The organism is Shinella sp. R2-11, assembly GCF_055330205.1.
Map to the genome: position 1 here is coordinate 345,936 of NZ_JBVAPC010000004.1, position 15,792 is coordinate 361,727.

Annotated in this window: 14 protein-coding genes; 5 read left to right on the forward strand and 9 right to left on the reverse strand. The window is 65.9% G+C overall.

All coding sequences use genetic code 11. The features are described 5' to 3' along the window. Positions 1-7 precede the first annotated feature (7 nt). From ACZ1A1_RS13540 to ACZ1A1_RS13550, 3 genes are read left to right on the forward strand one after another with little or no spacing between them, the layout of a single operon-like run. Complete coding sequence (locus ACZ1A1_RS13540) at positions 8-1,330, forward strand: aspartate aminotransferase family protein (RefSeq protein WP_463620340.1); 1,323 nt, start codon at positions 8-10, stop codon at positions 1,328-1,330. A gap of 52 nt (positions 1,331-1,382) precedes the next feature. Beyond that, a complete protein-coding gene (locus ACZ1A1_RS13545; protein ID WP_463620341.1) occupies positions 1,383-2,186 on the forward strand; it encodes an amino acid ABC transporter ATP-binding protein in 804 nt (267 codons plus the stop codon). A 33-nt stretch (positions 2,187-2,219) separates the two neighbouring features. Then, positions 2,220-3,269 (forward strand): Ldh family oxidoreductase, encoded by a 1,050-nt coding sequence (locus ACZ1A1_RS13550; protein ID WP_463620342.1) that lies wholly within the window; start codon positions 2,220-2,222, stop codon positions 3,267-3,269. A gap of 6 nt (positions 3,270-3,275) precedes the next feature. On the opposite strand, the gene ACZ1A1_RS13555 is transcribed toward ACZ1A1_RS13550, so the two are convergent. Continuing rightward, positions 3,276-4,316: a tartrate dehydrogenase gene (locus tag ACZ1A1_RS13555; RefSeq protein WP_463620343.1), complete on the reverse strand. Its 1,041-nt coding sequence runs from the start codon at positions 4,314-4,316 to the stop codon at positions 3,276-3,278. Positions 4,317-4,385: 69 nt separating this feature from the next. Next, positions 4,386-5,771: an aspartate aminotransferase family protein gene (locus ACZ1A1_RS13560; RefSeq protein ID WP_463620344.1), complete on the reverse strand. Its 1,386-nt coding sequence runs from the start codon at positions 5,769-5,771 to the stop codon at positions 4,386-4,388. A 438-nt stretch (positions 5,772-6,209) separates the two neighbouring features. On the opposite strand from ACZ1A1_RS13560, the gene ACZ1A1_RS13565 reads away from it, so the two are divergent. Then, entirely contained in the window at positions 6,210-6,884 is a 675-nt protein-coding gene (locus tag ACZ1A1_RS13565) for a GntR family transcriptional regulator (protein ID WP_313193670.1), read from the forward strand. Positions 6,885-6,987: 103 nt separating this feature from the next. Further along, positions 6,988-8,937, forward strand: coding sequence for a hybrid sensor histidine kinase/response regulator (locus tag ACZ1A1_RS13570; RefSeq protein ID WP_463620345.1), 1,950 nt, complete (start codon positions 6,988-6,990; stop codon positions 8,935-8,937). Positions 8,938-8,997: 60 nt separating this feature from the next. Here the strand turns inward: ACZ1A1_RS13570 and ACZ1A1_RS13575 are convergent, their stop codons facing one another. From ACZ1A1_RS13575 to lpdA, 7 genes are all read right to left on the reverse strand, one after another. Continuing rightward, a complete protein-coding gene (locus ACZ1A1_RS13575) occupies positions 8,998-9,495 on the reverse strand; it encodes a RidA family protein (protein ID WP_463620346.1) in 498 nt (165 codons plus the stop codon). Between the two features lie 137 nt (positions 9,496-9,632). Beyond that, a complete protein-coding gene (locus tag ACZ1A1_RS13580; RefSeq protein WP_463620347.1) occupies positions 9,633-10,049 on the reverse strand; it encodes a c-type cytochrome in 417 nt (138 codons plus the stop codon). A 45-nt stretch (positions 10,050-10,094) separates the two neighbouring features. Continuing rightward, the gene (locus ACZ1A1_RS13585) at positions 10,095-11,693 is read right to left on the reverse strand and encodes an FAD-dependent oxidoreductase (protein ID WP_313193674.1); all 1,599 of its coding nucleotides are present in this window, start codon (positions 11,691-11,693) and stop codon (positions 10,095-10,097) included. A gap of 40 nt (positions 11,694-11,733) precedes the next feature. Then, entirely contained in the window at positions 11,734-12,120 is a 387-nt protein-coding gene (locus ACZ1A1_RS13590) for a c-type cytochrome (RefSeq protein ID WP_313193675.1), read from the reverse strand. A gap of 330 nt (positions 12,121-12,450) precedes the next feature. Further along, positions 12,451-13,341, reverse strand: coding sequence for a 3-hydroxyisobutyrate dehydrogenase (mmsB, locus tag ACZ1A1_RS13595; RefSeq protein ID WP_463620348.1), 891 nt, complete (start codon positions 13,339-13,341; stop codon positions 12,451-12,453). Further along, positions 13,338-14,426, reverse strand: a complete 1,089-nt coding sequence (locus ACZ1A1_RS13600; RefSeq protein ID WP_463620349.1) for an enoyl-CoA hydratase/isomerase family protein — start codon at positions 14,424-14,426, stop codon at positions 13,338-13,340. The genes mmsB and ACZ1A1_RS13600 overlap by 4 nt, the downstream gene beginning before the upstream one ends. Further along, the gene (gene lpdA, locus ACZ1A1_RS13605) at positions 14,404-15,789 is read right to left on the reverse strand and encodes a dihydrolipoyl dehydrogenase (protein WP_463620350.1); all 1,386 of its coding nucleotides are present in this window, start codon (positions 15,787-15,789) and stop codon (positions 14,404-14,406) included. Before lpdA ends, ACZ1A1_RS13600 begins: the two co-directional genes overlap by 23 nt. Positions 15,790-15,792 lie beyond the last annotated feature (3 nt).

Genomic DNA, 15,792 nt, shown 5'->3' on the forward strand with positions numbered 1-15,792 from the left:
GCATGCCATGAGCGTACCCGTGATGATCAACGCGTTCGACAGCGCGAACGCCGCAAACCTCGACGAACGCACGCGCGACCTCGTGGAGCGCCGCCAGCGCGTCCTCGGCCAGCCCTACCGCATGTTCTACGAGGAGCCGGTGCATTTCGACTGGGCGCGCGGCGTGCGCCTCTACGATGCGGCGGGCAATGCCTATCTCGACGCCTATAACAACGTGCCCTGCGTCGGCCATTGCCATCCGCGGGTCGTCGCGGCCATCGCCGAGCAGGCCGCGCGGCTCAACGTGCACACGCGCTATCTCGACGAGAGCATCGTCGGCTATGCCGAACGGCTGCTCACCCATTTCCCCGCCGAGACCAACCGCCTGATGCTGACCTGCACCGGCAGCGAGGCCAACGACCTTGCCCTGCGCATCGCCCGCAACCACACCGGCGGCACTGGCTTCATCGTCACCGCCAACGCCTATCACGGCATCAGCCATGCGATTGCCGCCATGTCCCCCTCGCTCGGCCTCAACGTGCCGCTGGCCGTGGATGTGCGTACCGTCGCCGCGCCCGATCCGCGCCTTGCCGGTTCGCCGGAAGCGGTCGGCGCCTTCTTCGAGCGGGAGGTGAGGGCCGCCATCGCCGACATGCAGCGCCACGGCATCCGCCCCGCCGCGCTGCTGGTCGACACGATCTTCTCCAGCGACGGCGTCTTTGCCGAACCGGCCGGCTTCCTTGCCGGCGCGGTCGCCGCGATCCGCGAGGCGGGCGGCCTCTTCATCGCCGACGAGGTGCAGGCCGGTTTCGGCCGCATGGGCTCGCATATGTGGGGCTTCCAGCGCCACGGGCTGGTGCCGGACCTCGTCACCATGGGCAAGCCCATGGGCAACGGCTACCCCATCGCCGGCGTCGTCGCGCGCGAGGAGGTGCTCGAACGCTTCGCCCGCGAGGCGCGTTACTTCAACACCTTCGGCGGCAATCCGGTCGCCTGCGCCGCCGCCACCGCCGTCCTCGACATCCTGCAGGACGAAGACCTGCTGGAAAATGCAGCAACGGTCGGCGCGCATATGAAGGCCGGTTTCGAGGCGCTGGCGAAGCGCCACGCCACCATCGGCGATGTCCGCGGCCAGGGCCTCTTCCTCGGCGTCGACATTCTCGGCGCCGACGGCTCGCCCTCGCCCGGCGTCGCGGGCAGCCTCGTCAATGCGCTCCGCCGCCGCCGCGTGCTCATCAGCGCGTCGGGACCGCTCGGCCATGTCCTGAAGATCCGGCCGCCGCTACCCTTCTCCATCGCCGACGCGGACGAGCTTTTGCAGGTCTGCGACGAGGTGCTGGCCGCTCTTTGAAGATCAACCGCGCCGCCGGGAGGCAGGCGCAGCAATACAGGAGGATGCTCGAATGGCAGGCGAAAATGTCATACGTGCCGGCGATCTCGACGCCGACACCACGAAGATGCAGGTTTCCGCGACCGACGTCGCCGTTGAAATCACCGAGATGAACAAGTGGTACGGCGAATTCCATGTGCTGCGCGACATCAATCTCAAGGTCATGAAGGGCGAACGTATCGTCATCTGCGGGCCGTCCGGTTCGGGGAAATCGACCTTGATCCGCTGCATCAACCGGCTGGAGGAGCACCAGAAGGGCCAGATCGTCGTCGACAGCATCGAACTCACCAACGACCTCAAGAAGATCGACGAGGTACGCCGCGAGGTCGGCATGGTGTTCCAGCACTTCAACCTCTTCCCGCACCTGACGATCCTCGAAAACTGCACGCTCGCTCCCATCTGGGTGCGCAAGATGCCGAAGAAGGACGCCGAGGAAGTGGCGATGCACTATCTCAAGCGCGTCAAGATTCCAGAGCAGGCCCACAAATATCCCGGCCAGCTTTCCGGCGGCCAGCAGCAGCGCGTGGCGATCGCCCGCTCGCTGTGCATGAAGCCGAAGATCATGCTGTTCGACGAGCCGACCTCGGCGCTCGACCCGGAAATGGTCAAGGAAGTGCTCGACACGATGGTCTCGCTCGCCGAGGAAGGCATGACCATGCTGTGCGTGACGCACGAAATGGGCTTTGCCCGCCAGGTCGCCAACCGGGTGATCTTCATGGACCAGGGCCAGATCGTCGAGCAGAACTCGCCGCACGAGTTCTTCGACAATCCGCAGCACGAGCGCACGAAACTCTTCCTCAGTCAGATCCTGCACTAGGACCGTATCCAGAGACAGCCGCGAAGGACCAACATGCAACGCTACCGTTACACGGACCTCATGCACTTCTCCGCGCGGCTGCTCGAACGCGCCAGCCTTGCGCGCGAGCGGGCGGAAACCGTCGCCTCGCTCTTCCTCGAAGCCGACCTCCTCGGCTATTCGACCCACGGCATGCAGCGCCTGCCGGCGAATGTCGAATGGCTGCTGAGCGGCGAGACGCGCCGCGAGGGCGACCACACGGTCCTTAGCGCATCCCGCAGCAGCGAGGTCTGGGACGCCGAATTCCTGCCCGGCCCGTGGATCACGGCAAGGGCGGTGGACCGCGCCTGCGACATTGCCAAGAGCGAGGGAACCGGCACCGTCGTCGTCCGCCGGGCGCAGCATATCGCCTGCCTTGCGAGCTATCTGGAGCGCGCGACCCGGCGCGGCATCATGGTGATGATCACCGCCAGCACGCCGACCGAGGCCGTGGTGGTGCCGCATGGCGGATTGAGCCGCGTCTTTTCCTGCAATCCGATCGCCGCCGGCATCCCGACGGACGGGAATCCCATCCTCATCGACACGACGGCCGCGATGTCCGCGCTGGGGCCGCTCAACCGCAGCTACCGGCTCGGGCAGACGCTGCCGGCGCCCCTGATCGTTGCGCAGGACGGCAGGGTCACGGACGATCCTGCCGAATTCGTCGAACGGGGCGGCGGCATTCTGCCCATCGGCGGCACCGAACAGGGCTACAAGGGCTTCAGCCTCGCCCTCCTCACCGAAGCGCTCTCCGGCGCGCTCGGCGGCTTCGGCCGCGGCTCGCAGACCGGCGACAGCGAGGCGAACGGCGTCTTCGTGCAGGCCATCGACCCCGAGCATTTCGCCGGCCGCGCGACCTTCGAACAGGAGATGGGACGGCTTGCAGAGCAATGCAGGGCAAGCGCGGTCGCGCCGGGGCACGATCCCGTGCGCATTCCGGGAGACCGGTCGCTCGCCCGCAAGCGCGACCAGCTCGAAAACGGCGTGGGGCTGATCGAGGCCATCGTCGGCGATATCCGCCCCTGCGCGGTCAGGCTGGACTGCCCCTTCCCCGAGCCGATCTGAACCGCCTCAATCGAGCGCGGCAAGCACGGCGGCGGCAATCGCATCCGTCCTGTCCTTGCCCGGCTTGACGCCGATGCCGCGCGCGGTGGTGCGCTCGATGGCGGCCATGACGCGGGCGGCGGCCGCGCGCTCGCCGAGATGATCGAGCATCATCGCGCCGGACCAGATGGCGGCGATGGGATTGGCGATGCCGAGATGGGCGATGTCGGGCGCGGAGCCGTGCACCGGCTCGAACATCGAGGGGGCGCTGCGGTCGGGATTGATGTTGGCGGAGGCGGCAAAGCCGAGGCCGCCCTGGATCGCCGCGCCGAGGTCCGTCAGGATATCGCCGAAGAGGTTGGAGGCGACGACCACGTCGAGGCTCTCCGGCGCCATCACCATGCGGGCGGCCATGGCGTCGATGTGATAGCTGGTGACCTCGACGTCAGGATATTCGGCCGAAAGCTGCCGGGTGATCTCGTCCCAGAACACCATCGAATATTTCTGCGCATTGGACTTGGTGACGGAGGCGAGCCTGCCGCTGCGGGCGCGCGCCTGCTCGAAGCCGAAGCGCAGGATGCGCTCGACGCCCGTGCGGGTGAAGATGGAGGTCTCCACCGCCACCTCGTCCGCCGTGCCCTGATGGACGCGCCCGCCGGCGCCGGAATATTCGCCCTCCGTGTTCTCGCGGATGCACAGGATGTCGAAGCCTTCCGCACGCAGCGGGCCCTCGACGCCCGGCAGCAGGCGGTGCGGGCGGATATTGGCATATTGCACGAAGGCCTTGCGGATCGGCAGCAGCAGGCCGTGCAGGGAAACGGAATCGGGAACCTCTGCCGGCCAGCCGACCGCGCCGAGCAGGATGGCGTCGAAGCCGCGCAGCGTCGCGATGCCGTCCTCCGGCATCATCGCGCCGGTCTCCTTGTAGAAGGCGCAGGACCACGGGAAGGTCGTGCCCGAGAGCTTGAAGGTGCCGCCCGCCGCCTTTTCGAGAACCGCCCAGGCGGCTTCGGTGACTGCCGTGCCGATGCCGTCGCCGGGAATGAGCGCAATCGAATAGGTCTTCATGGGATGGGTCTCCAGGTCAGGCGGAAGGCATGAAAAGGAGCGCCGCGATGATGCGGCGCCCCTTGTGTCTCAGTTCAGGTTTTCTTCAGTGCGCCACCTGGCGGTATCGTCGAGAGCCTTACGCAGGCGGTTGACCGTCTCGTGCACCTGCTCCTCGTTGATGATGAGCGGCGGGCAGAGAGCGACGACATCGCCGATGGCGCGGACGATCAGGCCATGCTCATGGCCGGCCGCGAAGGCACGGGCGCCCGCCTTGCCGGCAGCGGCGAAGGGACGGCGCGTCTCCTTGTCGGCCACCATCTCGATGCCGGCGATGAGGCCCGCACCGCGCACTTCGCCGACCAGCGGATGATCGGCCAGTTCCGCAAGGCGCGCCTGGAAGATGGCGCCCATGCGGGCGGCATTGCCGATGAGGTCGCGCTCCTCGATGATCTTGAGGTTTTCCAGGCCGACGGCGGTCGCGACCGGATGGCCGGAAGCGGTGAAGCCATGGCCGAAGGTGCCGATCTTCGCCGTGTTGTCGGCAATCGCATTATAGACCGCCTCGGTGAAGACGACGGCGGCAAGCGGCATGTAGGACGAGGTCAGCTGCTTGGACATGACCATGATGTCCGGCGTGAAGCCGTAATGCTCGCAGCCGAAGGTCGTGCCGAGACGGCCGAAGCCGCAGATCACCTCGTCGGCGATGAGCAGGATGTCGTATTTGCGGCAGAGCGCCTCGATGCCCTTCCAGTAGCCGGCCGGCGGCGGCATGACGCCGCCCGCGGCCATCAGCGGCTCGCCGATGAAGCCGGCAATGGTTTCCGGGCCTTCCTCGAGGATCACGGCCTCGGCCTCGGCGATCAGGCGGTCGGCGAACTGCGCCTCGCTCTCGCCCGGCTGGCCGAAGCGATAGAAGTGCGGGCAGGTCAGGTGGCGGACGGGGATCGCCGGAAGATCGAAATCGCGGTGGTTGTTCGGCAGACCCGTGAGGCTGCCCGAGGCGACCGTGATGCCGTGATAGGCGCGGGTGCGGGCGAGGAACTTCTTCTTCTGCGGCCGGCCGAGCGCATTATTCATGTACCACACCATCTTGATCATGGTGTCGTTGGCTTCCGAGCCGGAGCTGGTGAAGAAGACGCGCGTGAGCGGCTCCGGCGTCATCTCGACGATCTTCTCCGACAGGCGGATGGAGGGCTCGTGCGACTTGTGGCTGAAGGTGTGGTAATAAGGGAGCTTCGCCATCTGCTCGGCCGCGACCTTGACGAGGCGCGGCTCGTCGAAGCCGATGGCGACCGACCAGAGGCCCGCGAGGCCCTCGATATATTCCTTGCCGGCGTCGTCGTAGATGTAGATGCCCTTGCCGTGGTCGACGATCATCGGGCCCTGGCGCTCATGGGCGCGGGCATCCGTATAGGGATGCAGGGTTGTCGTGATGTCCGCATGGGCCAGCGAATTGGAGAGCGTGCCGCTCATGGTCTGTTCCTCCTTGGGGCTTTTCCGACAGCGCGGAACCCCGGCGGCGGATGCGAGGCATTCGCCGCATGCATATGTCTCGGCATCCTCAAGGATGGCCGTTCGGGAAACCGGAGGCGGCGCGCCGGGCGCCCGCCTCCGGCGGTGGCAGTGACACGCCGCACGCTCGCCCGTCAACGCCCCGCCGATTGGGTGCGGGAGCGCCGTCGAGCATGATCGAAGGCGATTTGCGACAGATGGAGCCGGAACGCGCCCACGATCTCGGCGACGCGCGCCTGGATTGTGGTACCGTCCCGCCCTAGGATCGCTTCCGGCGAAAGAAGGCGCTGTCCTTTCTTCTGTCTAGTGTTATAACACAATCAACATGCCGTCCGATCTTTTTGGTGTCAAGCCGTCTGTTGGATGTTATGACGTGTTGCGCACAGAGGGAGAGCCTATTTGACGAGCCGTGACATCCCCAATGCTGGGGCGAACGCGCCGGAACTGTCGCCGGTATCCCGGGACATGCTGCACGAGCAGATCTACGACATGCTGAAGCGCAACCTGATGATGGGCCGCTTCACCCCCGGGCAGAAGCTTCCCCTGCGCGGGCTGGCCAAGAGCCTCGGCACCAGCCTGATGCCAGTTCGCGACGCGCTGCAGCGGCTCGAAAGTGTCGGCAGCGTGGTCTCCACGCCCAACCGCACCATGATGGTGCCGATCTTCAGCACCAAGGAATTGCAGGATATCCGCACCCTGCGCTCCATCCTCGAAAGCGCGGCCGTCGAGCGCGCGGTGGAGAACCGCACGGACGAGGAGCTGGAAAAGCTCAAGACCCATGTCGCCGACATCTGTCGCTCGGCCGAAATCAACGACCTCGACCTCTTCCTCGAAGCCAATTACCATTTCCACATGCTGATCGCGGAGATGAGCCGCCTCTCCTTCATCGCCCAGCTTCTGGAACCGCTTTGGATGCATATCGGCCCGTCCGTGCGCCATTCCGTGCCCAACGAGGCGATGTTCCAGAGTTCCGCCCAGAACCACCAGGACGTCTACGACGCCATCGTCGCCCGCGACGCCACGGCGGCCAACGAAGCGCTGCAGCGCGACATTTCCGAGGGCTATAATTTCTAGCGCCGCCCGGCTGCGCCACTTGAAGCGTCTGCTCAAGAACGTTCCCCGGCAGGGAACCTATTGGATGCTGCCGCGTTTCCGTCGGTTAGCATTGGGGGTTGAAATGTTGAAAGTCGAAATGCCCGCACCCGACGGCGATGACCGCTATCGGCTCCTGGTCGATGCGATCACCGATTATGCGATTTACATGCTGGATCGGGAGGGCAGGATCGTCAGCTGGAATGCCGGCGCGAGCCGCTTCAAGGGCTATGCCGCGCCGGAGGTTCTCGGCACGCATTTTTCCCGCTTCTATCGTGCGGCCGACCGCGAACGCGGCCTTCCGGCGCGCGCGCTCCGGCATGCCGCCGACGAAGGCCGCTTCGAGGGCGAAGGCTGGCATGTGCGCAAGGACGGCTCCGAATTCTGGGCCCATGTCATCATCGATCCCATCCGTGACGGCAACGGCACCCTCATCGGCTTCGCCAAGATCACGCGCGACCTCACCGAGCGCAGGCAGGCCGAGGAGCAGTTGCAGAAGGCCGAGCAGCAGTTCCGCCTTCTCGTGCAGGGCGTGACGGACTATGCCCTCTACATGATGGACGCCGACGGCCGCGTCTCCAGCTGGAATGCCGGCGCGGAGCGCATCAAGGGCTACCGGCCGGACGAGATCATCGGCCAGCATTTCTCCCGCTTCTTCCCCGAGGACGACAGGAATGCCGGCGTCCCGCAGCAGGCGCTGGAAGCCGCAAGGCGCGATGGACGCTACGAATCGGAAGGATGGCGGCTGCGCAGGGACGGCACGCGGTTCTGGGCGAACGCCATCATCGACGCCATCCGCGACGAGCAGGGACGGCTGATCGGCTTTGCAAAGATCACCCGCGACATCACGGAAAAGCGCGACGCGCAAAGGGCGCTCGAACTTGCGCGCGAGGAACTCTTCCAGGCGCAGAAGATGGAGGCGCTCGGCCAGCTCACCGGCGGCGTCGCGCACGATTTCAACAACCTGCTGATGGCGATCCAGGCGAGCCTCGACCTCCTCAAGAAACGCACGACCCTTGCGCCCGAGGCGCAGTCGCTCATCGACAATGCCCTGCGGGCGACCCAGCGCGGCGCCTCGCTGACGCAGCGGCTTCTCGCCTTCTCGCGGCGGCAGGACCTCAACTTCGAGCCGGTCGACCTGCCGAACCTGATGCGCGACACCGCCGACATGCTCCAGCGCGCCATCGGCCCGACGATCGTCGTCACCACGGATTTTCCGCCGGACCTGCCGCCCGTCCGCAGCGATCCGAACCAGTTGATCAACGCGCTGCTCAACCTGGCGATCAACGCCCGGGATGCGATGCCGGAGGGGGGATCGCTCTTCATCGGCGCCCGCCTCGAGCGCGATCCGCGCGTGGGGCACCCGGACCTGCAGGGCGCCGCCTATATCCGTCTTTCCGTGGTCGATACCGGCCACGGCATGGATCCGGTCACGCTCAAGGAAGCGACCGCGCCCTTCTTCACAACCAAGGGCATCGGCAAGGGGACGGGACTGGGCCTCTCCATGGTGCAGGGCCTGATGGCGCAGACGACCGGCAAGCTCGTGCTCCGCTCGCAGGAAGGCGCCGGCACGACGGCCGAACTGTGGCTTCCCGTCGTGGAGGAGCCGTTCGGCAAGACAGGCTCCGACGAGGCCCTCATGGCAGCCGAGACCCCGCCCGCCGCAGCCACCCTGACGGTGCTTGCGGTCGATGACGATCCGCTCGTCCTGATGAACACCGTCATGATGCTGGAGGACATGGGCCATACCGTCATCGAGGCCACCTCCGGCGCCAAGGCGCTGGCCGTGCTCGCCGAGCGGCCCGTCGATCTCCTCGTCACCGACCAGGCCATGCCCCAGATGACGGGCTCGCAGCTGAGCGAGGTCGTGCGCGAGCGCTGGCCGCAGATACCGGTCATCCTCGCGACCGGCTATTCCGAGCTGCCGCCGGAAGCGCGCGCCGACCTGCTGCGCCTGTCGAAGCCCTTCAGCGAGCGCCAGTTGGAAGACGCCCTGCGGCGTGCCCTTTCCGCTTCCCCCTCTCCCCAACGATAAAGCCTCCGCCGAGGGTCTCGACGGAGGCATGGCAATCCGGGAGTGATCCGGGAGGATCGCTCAGGGTCGGGCGGCGATCACCTCGATCTCAACGAGGAAGCCGGGGCCGGCAAGGCCGGCCACCTGGAACACCGAGCGCGCGGGCAGATTGGGCTGCTCCTTGGTGCCGAAGAACTGGGTATATCCTTCCATGAAGCCCTTGAAGTCCATCTTGCTCTCCTTGGAAGGATCGCCGACGAGGAAGACCTGCATCTTCACCACGTCGCTCATCTTCAGGTCCATGCCGGCAAGCGTCTTCTCGATGGACTGAAGCGCCGAGACGGTCTGCGTCTTCGTATCGCCATAGGCTTCAACCGAACCCTTCGGCGCCTTCTCGTCGGCGACCGAGGCCAGCGCGCCGCTGACATAGACCGTCGTCATGCCGGCCGGAATCTCGACCGCCTGCGCAATGGGGAAATCCGAGTTCGGGATCTTGTGGCGCGTCACCTCCGCCGCCAGGGCGCCGCCGGCAATTGCCATCACTGTCGAAAGAACGATCGCACCCGTCATGAATTTCATCGTCAAAGCTCCGTCATGCGAAGCGCCGCGAGCCAAACCGCCCGGCGCTCAAATCCTGATTGGCCCCGGCGAAAAAGGAATCCGCCTGCCGGGACCGCGATGTCGAAAGCGGCGGCCCTGCAGCCGCCGCCATTGTCTCAGCGCGCGTCCTTCACGTCCTCGGCCGTCGCTGCATCCTTGTAGTCGTTGCCGAAATGGGTCCGGACATAGTTCACCACGGCCGCGACCTGCTCGTCCGTCATCATCTGCCCGATGGGCGGCATGCCCTTCTGGCCGTGCAGGATGACATAGATCGGGTAGCCGGCCGATTCGAGGTTCTCGTTCTTGGCGAGCGGGGGATATTTCCCCGCCCCGACGGCCCCCGCCCCCTCCGGCATGTGACAGGCCTGGCAGACGTTGGAATAGATCGCCTCGCCGGTCTTTTCGGAGAAGGTGTCGCCCTCGCTGAGCGTCGCGCCGGCCGAATCCGCCCACGCGGTTCCCGTGGAAAGGGCGGCCAGCGAGACGGAGAAGAGCGTCACGAGCCCCCAGGCGTATTTTCTATCTTTGGACATGGCAGAATGCCTCATTGAATTCTTGGGTTTCGACTAACCGGACGCTCAGCCCTGCATCACCCGCTTGTGCAGGCGCTCGATGGCGTTGATCGAGGAGAGGATCGCGCCTTCCTGCCACGCCGGAATGTACGACGCGTGCTCCCCGGCAAGAACGATGCGGCCATCGATCTCGCAGAGATTGTCGTAGTGCTCCTTGCGGGCTTCGTCCGTCCAGTCGCCGGCGCAGCCGAGGGTGAACGGAGAGCGGTGCCATGCCCAGGACACGCCGTTCTCGAACTCGTCCTTGTATTGCGGATGGATGATCGTGCCCTGCTCGACAGCTTTCCTGACGCGCTCCTGCGGCTCCAGCGCAGAGAACTCGTAGGATGCCGGACCGTTCCAGGTATAGCAGCCAAGCAACACGCCCTTCCCGCCCTTGTTGAAGTCGGTACTGGGATAGGAAATATTGGTGATCGGCAGGTCCGTGTAAGTAACGCCGCCGAAGATGAGTTCGTCCTCTTCCCAGAAACGGCGCTTCATCTGCAGGCCGACCTTGACCGACGATGCATAGGGCACCGCGCCGATGGCCGCCTTCATCTTGTCCGAGACCTGGATGTCGATCTGGCTGAGGATGGTGAGCGGGATCGTGCAGACGCACCAGTCGGCGCTTTCCGTAAGGGTTTCGCCCGGCTTGCCCGTATCCTCGTAGGTGACGGTCACGCCCTTGTCGCCCTGCTCGATCTTCACCACCTTCGCGTTGAAGGTGATGAGGTCCTTGACCTCCTTGGCGAAGGCGTCGCCGATCCGGCCCATGCCGCCGACCGGCTGGAACATGGTGGTCTGGAACTCGTAGAGGGCGAAGTTGGCGAGCGCGCCCCAGAGGCCGGAGGAGAGCAGCTCCTTGAAGGCCAGCGGCTCGCCCGGGACCGGCTCGGCGCCGAGGCCGCCGCCCGGATCCTTCTCGTAGCCGCGGAACTCGCCCGAGACCGCGCCCTTGGCATAGCTGTAGTCCTTGTCGAGCGCGCCCCAGGAACGGAGCGCCTCGAGCAGCATCTCCTGGTCTTCCTTGCCGACGCCCTCTTCGAGCTTGCCCTTCTGCGTGACCTTGGCGAGCAGTTCGGAGACATGGCCCTGGAAGTCGATCTTCACGTCGCGCACGCGCTGCGGCTTGCCGCCAAATCCCTTGGTGGAATGCAGGAGCGCATTGTGGTTGATCTGCTGGAACGGCTCGAGCTGCACGCCGAGCCGGCGACAGTAGGCGAGCAACCCGTTGTGATGATAGGGAATTCGCCAGGGGCCCGGATTGATGTAGAGGCCTTCGTCGAACTCGCATTTCTGCGTGAAGCCGCCGAGTTCCGTGACGGTGTCGCCGCCGCGGATCGTCCAGTTGCGGCCGCCCGCGCGATTGTTGTATTCGAGCACCTTCACCTTGTAGCCGGCCTGGCGCATCTCCATCGCCGCCAGCATGCCGGCAAGGCCGGCGCCGAGGATCAGGACCGAGGCGCCCTTGGGATCGCCGTCGAGTTTCACCGGCCCCTTGTAGCCGGACTCGGCCGCAAGGCCGAGCGTCGTCATCGCCTGGTACATGGCCGCGGTGCCGGCCGTCAGGCCGATCATCTGCAGCAGCCGGCGCCGGCTCATGCCGATATAGGGTTGTTCACTCATCATTTCCCACCTCACTCGATTTCGTTGGACTGCCGATGCATCACTGGTTCTGGGAAAACTGCTTCAGGTAGGCGATGACATTGGCGATGTCCTCGTCGGTCTTGAGTCCCGCGAAGGCCATCTTGGTCTTCGGGACGACGTCCTTCGGCTTGCGCAGGTAATTGGTCAGGCTCTCCTCGTTCCACACGAGACCGCCCTCCCCCGCTTCCTTCATGGCCGGGGAATAGCTGTAGCCGGCATAGGTGCCTGCCGTGCGCCCGATCACCCCTTTCAGGGACGGACCGACCCTGTTGGTGTCCTGGTCGGCGGTGTGGCACGCCTTGCATTTGTTGAAGACCTTCTGGCCCTGTTCGGCGTCCTGCGCGAAGGCGCCGGATGCGACAGCGAGGGCGAGAGACATGGGGAACAAGGCGGTAAAAACACGCATTTTTCTCACCTGTGAGACATGGATACATTAGCATGTAAAAACGAAAAAGTTGGCTTTCGTTATTTACAAGCCCATATACATAGCGCTCCGCGAGCGGCGTCAATTACTTGAAGAGAAAAATTTAAACTTGATAATTCTGCACTACTTAACACGTGCAGCATTTCGCTTGCGCGCCCGTTTTTGATCTACGCGACGGGCGGATCGCCGGTTCCGCAGCGCTTGCAGCACGCCCGGCGACAAGGGACGTCCGGCCGGAAAATGCCCCCATCCTTCCCCCTCGTTTCGAAAGGAGGAACGAAACATAATTAACAAGTTCATCATGCCGGCCGGCTAGCTGGCGGCCGGCTCATCCCGCAGCATGGCGATGATGGCGGAAAAATCCTTCGCGCCGGCCCCCTCGTCGGCGAATCGCTGGTAGAGCGCCGCCGCTTTGGCGCCGAGCGGGGTCACGGTGCCCGTGTCCTCCGCCGCCGCCTGCGACAGCTTCAGGTCCTTCAGCATCAGCGCCGCGGCGAAGCCCGGTTCGTAATCGTGGTTGGCGGGCGAGGTGGGGACGGGCCCCGGCACCGGGCAATAGGTGGTCAGCGACCAGCATTGCCCCGAGGAGACCGAGGCGACGTCGAACAGCGCCTGATGCGAGAGGCCGAGCCGTTCGCCCAGCACGAAGGCCTCGCCCACGGCGATCATGCTGATGCCGAGGATCATGTTGTTGCAGATCTTCGCCGCCTGGCCGGCGGAGGCGCCGCCGCATTGGATGATCTTCCTGCCCATCGCCTCGAAGACCGGCCTTGCCCCGGCAAAGACCCCGGCGTCGCCCCCCACCATGAAGGTGAGCGTGCCGGCCGAGGCGCCCCCGGTGCCGCCCGAGACGGGCGCGTCGAGCGCCGGACAGCCATGCGCCTCGGCCAGCGCATGGGCCTTGCGGGCGCTCGCCATGTCGATGGTGGAGCAATCGATGAGCAGCGTACCGCTGGGCACGATGGCGACGAGCTCCTGCCAGACCGAAAGTACATGCGTTCCGGCCGGCAGCATGGTGATGACGAGGTCCGCGCCGGAAACCGCCTCGCCGATCGAGGCGACGGTCGCCACGCCGTTTTCCCGCGCCAGGTCGAGCGAGGCGGCGGAAAGGTCGAAACCGCGCACGGCATGGCCGGCCTTCACGAGATTTGCGGCCATCGGGCCGCCCATATGGCCGAGGCCGATGAATGCGATGGAGCTCATGGGCGTTCTCCTTTTCCCGTTTCGCCGGCAAAGAGCGGCTCTGCCGCCGGCTCGAAGAAGCCGGCGACGTCCTCCTCGGTGACGTCGGCCAGTTGCGCCGGGCGCCAGCGCGGATTGCGGTCCTTGTCGACCACCGCGGCCCTGACGCCCTCGTAGAAATCGTGGCTGCGCAATACCGCCGCCGTGGCAGCGAATTCCCGTTCCAGGCAGGCTTCGAGCGAAGTTTCCCGGCGCCCGAGGCGCAGCAGGCGCAATGTCACCTTCAGGCTGAGCGGCGATTTCGTTCGCAGGATGCCGAGCGCCCTTGCGGCGAAGTCCGATCCATCCCACTCCAGCGCCGCAAAAATCGCCTCCACCGTGTCGAAGGCGAAGAGCCGGTCGATCAGCACCCGCTGCCCGGCGATCTCTCCCGGCGGCGGCGCTTCCGTGAAGGCGGCAACGGTGGCCGAGACATCGGCATGGGAGGCGGTGGCCGGCAAGCCGGACAGCTTTTCGGCCAGTGCCGGCAGGCGCTCCGAAGGCACATGGCTGTCGGCAAGGCCGAAGGCGATCACGTCGCCCGCCGCAAGCTGCTCGCCGGTGAGCGCGGCATAGGTGCCGAGTTCGCCCTTCCCGCGCGTCAGGAACCACGACGCGCCGACATCGGGGAAGAAGCCGATGCCGGTCTCCGGCATCGCGAACCGCGTCCGCTCGGTGACGATGCGATGGCTGCCATAGACCGAAACGCCGACCCCGCCGCCCATGACGATGCCGTCCATGACGGCGATATAGGGTTTCGTGAGCCGGGCGAGGCGCGCATTCATGCGGTATTCCTCGCGCCAGAAATCGACGGGCTCCGGCGAGCCGGCCCTGCCGCCGTCATAGATCATGCGGATATCGCCGCCCGCGCACAGCCCCCGCTCGCCCTCGCCGGTAAGAAGCACGGCAGCGACCGCGGGATCGGCCTCGAAGGCGTCCAGCGCTGCCTCGATGTCGCGCACCATCGCAAGCGTCAGGCTGTTGAGCGCCTTCGGCCGGTTGAGCCGGATGCGCCCAAGCGCGCCTGTTCGGTCGATGAGAATCTCAGATGTGGAGGGCATGGCCAAGGGCTTTCAATGCGGCTTCCTGCAAGCCTTCGCTGCGGGTCGGATGGGCATGGATCGTGCCGGCGATATCCTCCAGCCGCGCGCCCATTTCGAGCGCCAGCGAAAAGGCGCTGGAAAGCTCCGATATACCTGCGCCGACCGCTTGCAGGCCGAGCACGAGGTTGGTGTCCGCCCGCGCCACGGCGCGCACGAAGCCATCCTCCGACTGGGTCGTCATGGCGCGGCCGTTGGCGTTGAAGGGGAAGAGGCCGACGCGGACCTCGTAGCCCTGCGCACGCGCCTCGTCGGGCGAAAGGCCGGCGGTGACGATCTCGGGATCGGTGAAGCAGACGGCGGGGATGGCGCGCTTGTCCCAGACGCGCTTGCGCCCGGCAACGATCTCCGCGACCATCTCGCCCTGCGCCATGGCGCGATGCGCCAGCATCGGCTCGCCGGTGACGTCGCCGATGGCGTAGACGCCACGCATCGAGGTGCGGCAATGCTCGTCGATGCGGATGAAGCGGCCGGCGCGGTCGAGGTCGAGTTCTTCGAGGCCCCAGCCTTCCGTGCGCGGCCTGCGGCCGACGGTGACGAGCACCTTGTCCGCGGCGATCCGCTCTTCCTTGCCGGCGATCTCCACCGCCAGCGCCTCGCCCGAATAGTTCTTCGCCTTCGCGCCGGTCAGCACGCACACGCCGAGTTCGCCGAGACGCTTGGCGACGGGCTTGACGAGTTCGCCATCGTATTGCGGCAGGATCTGCGCCATCGCCTCGACCACCGTCACCCGCGCGCCGAGCTTGGCAAAGGCGGTGCCGAGCTCCAGCCCGATATAGCCGCCACCGACGACGGCTAGCGATTTCGGAACCTCCGGCAGCGACAGCGCCTCGGTGGACGAAAGGACCGCCCCGCCGAAGGGCAGCGCCGGCAGTTCGACGGGCTCGGAGCCGGTCGCGATCACCACCGTCTCGGCGCGGATGAGCTGGGTCCCCGTCTCGGTCTCCACCTCGACCGTCTTGCCGTCGCGGAAGCGCGCCGCGCCGTGCACGATCTTGACCTTGGCCTTGCGCAGAAGGCCGAGCACGCCGCTGTTGAGCCGGCCGACGATGCCGTCCTTCCAGCGGACGGTCTGGGCAAGGTCGAGCCGCGGGGCCTCGACGGTGATGCCGAGGGCGTTGAGACCCGCCGTATGGCGGAGCCTGTCGAATTCCTCCGCCGCGTGGATCAGCGCCTTGGAGGGGATGCAGCCGACATTGAGGCAGGTGCCGCCGGCCTTCGTCTTCTCGACGATGACGGTATCGACGCCGAGCTGGCCGGCGCGGATGGCGCAGATATAGCCGCCGGGGCCGGCGCCGATGACGAGAAGCTTGCAGACGATCTCTTTCATGTC

What these genes read in the sequence shown, in the direction of transcription:
- ACZ1A1_RS13575 (WP_463620346.1), bottom strand. Translation starts at nt 9,495, where the DNA reads ATGAAATTCATGACGGGTGCGATCGTTCTTTCGACAGTGATGGCAATT.
- ACZ1A1_RS13540 (WP_463620340.1), top strand. Translation starts at nt 8, where the DNA reads ATGAGCGTACCCGTGATGATCAACGCGTTCGACAGCGCGAACGCCGCA.
- ACZ1A1_RS13585 (WP_313193674.1), bottom strand. Translation starts at nt 11,693, where the DNA reads ATGAGTGAACAACCCTATATCGGCATGAGCCGGCGCCGGCTGCTGCAG.
- ACZ1A1_RS13580 (WP_463620347.1), bottom strand. Translation starts at nt 10,049, where the DNA reads ATGTCCAAAGATAGAAAATACGCCTGGGGGCTCGTGACGCTCTTCTCC.
- ACZ1A1_RS13560 (WP_463620344.1), bottom strand. Translation starts at nt 5,771, where the DNA reads ATGAGCGGCACGCTCTCCAATTCGCTGGCCCATGCGGACATCACGACA.
- ACZ1A1_RS13570 (WP_463620345.1), top strand. Translation starts at nt 6,988, where the DNA reads ATGTTGAAAGTCGAAATGCCCGCACCCGACGGCGATGACCGCTATCGG.
- ACZ1A1_RS13545 (WP_463620341.1), top strand. Translation starts at nt 1,383, where the DNA reads ATGGCAGGCGAAAATGTCATACGTGCCGGCGATCTCGACGCCGACACC.
- ACZ1A1_RS13550 (WP_463620342.1), top strand. Translation starts at nt 2,220, where the DNA reads ATGCAACGCTACCGTTACACGGACCTCATGCACTTCTCCGCGCGGCTG.
- mmsB (WP_463620348.1), bottom strand. Translation starts at nt 13,341, where the DNA reads ATGAGCTCCATCGCATTCATCGGCCTCGGCCATATGGGCGGCCCGATG.
- lpdA (WP_463620350.1), bottom strand. Translation starts at nt 15,789, where the DNA reads ATGAAAGAGATCGTCTGCAAGCTTCTCGTCATCGGCGCCGGCCCCGGC.
- ACZ1A1_RS13590 (WP_313193675.1), bottom strand. Translation starts at nt 12,120, where the DNA reads ATGCGTGTTTTTACCGCCTTGTTCCCCATGTCTCTCGCCCTCGCTGTC.
- ACZ1A1_RS13555 (WP_463620343.1), bottom strand. Translation starts at nt 4,316, where the DNA reads ATGAAGACCTATTCGATTGCGCTCATTCCCGGCGACGGCATCGGCACG.